This window comes from Endozoicomonas sp. SESOKO2 (genome assembly GCF_024606245.1).
In the GTDB taxonomy this organism is placed as follows: domain Bacteria; phylum Pseudomonadota; class Gammaproteobacteria; order Pseudomonadales; family Endozoicomonadaceae; genus Endozoicomonas_A.
In genome coordinates this window covers 1-1,159 of the sequence record NZ_JAHHPQ010000774.1, presented here as the reverse complement: position 1 = coordinate 1,159, position 1,159 = coordinate 1, and the positions used below count along the sequence as shown (strand labels likewise).

Here is a 1,159-nt window from a genome sequence, read left to right as displayed (position 1 = left end):
TTACGATAATTAATACGACTTCTTCATGGTGGGAGCGATTAAAGACACATCTGCTCCAATTCCCAGACCTTGAGAACCTTGGCTTAAACCTGCACGGCATGGGGATTATAGAAGGTTGGGAAGAGTGGGATTGGTAAATTTCGTGCAATAAAAAACCCCTTAGCGACTTCCCCGCTGGCGGTTCTGTCGAAAGGGGCCGTGTTAACGGGAGTAATAGCTAACCCAACGGATGAGCCAAGACAATCCCGAGTAGCCTTACAAAAAATTCATGACTGCCTACCACTCTGTCTGTCAATGCATGGATAGGATTAGAGGTATATACGTAGCTTAAGACTCCCTTCAGAAACAAGCTAATTCGATCAACAAGAAGCGCTGGAAAAGGGCGCACTGAAAGAGACTTTCAAGTGGAACTCAACAGCTGCTCAATCACCGCCGGATCGGCCAGTGTACTCAAATCACCCAGATCATCTTTCTCGCCCTGAGCCAGTTTGCGCAAGATACGTCGCATGATTTTGCCAGAGCGGGTTTTGGGCAGAGCAGGACATGGGTGAAGTATCTCCGGTCGGGCGAACGAACCGATTTCACTGGCCACCAGATTGGAAAGTTCCAGCTTCAGATCGTCGGTGATTTCAACGCCGTCCATAGGAGTCATGAAAGCGTAGAGACTTTCGCCCTTTACCGGGTGAGGCACTCCCACTACCGCTGCTTCTGCAATCGCTTCATGCAATACCAGGGCACTTTCTATTTCTGCAGTGCCCAAACGATGGCCCGCCACATTAATCACATCATCCATTCTGCCTGTGATCTGGTAATAGCCATTCTCATCCCTGCGGGCTCCGTCTCCTGTGAAGTAATAACCCGGGTATCGACTGAAGTAAGTATCAAGGGTTCGCTGATGATTACCGTATATGGTTCTGATCTGGCCCGGCCAGGAACCGGTGATCACCAGACTCCCCTGACCGGGTCCCACAATCTCGTTACCCTCATTATCGAGAATAGCGGGACGGATGCCGAGGAAAGGCCGGGTTGCATAGCCGGGTTTTAAAGCAGTGGCTCCCGGCAATGGTGTAATCATCATGGCGCCCGTTTCTGTTTGCCACCAGGAATCGATAATGGGGCAACGTTCTTCACCCGCGCTATGGTGGTACCATTGCCAGGC

General features: G+C 50.8%; 1 protein-coding gene. It reads right to left on the bottom strand.

Features of this window, described 5'->3' with window-relative positions:
* Window positions 1-400: 400 nt before the first annotated feature.
* The coding region (locus KDK17_RS18535) for an AMP-binding protein (RefSeq protein ID WP_257288759.1) at window positions 401-1,159 on the bottom strand (759 nt) is incomplete at its 5' end.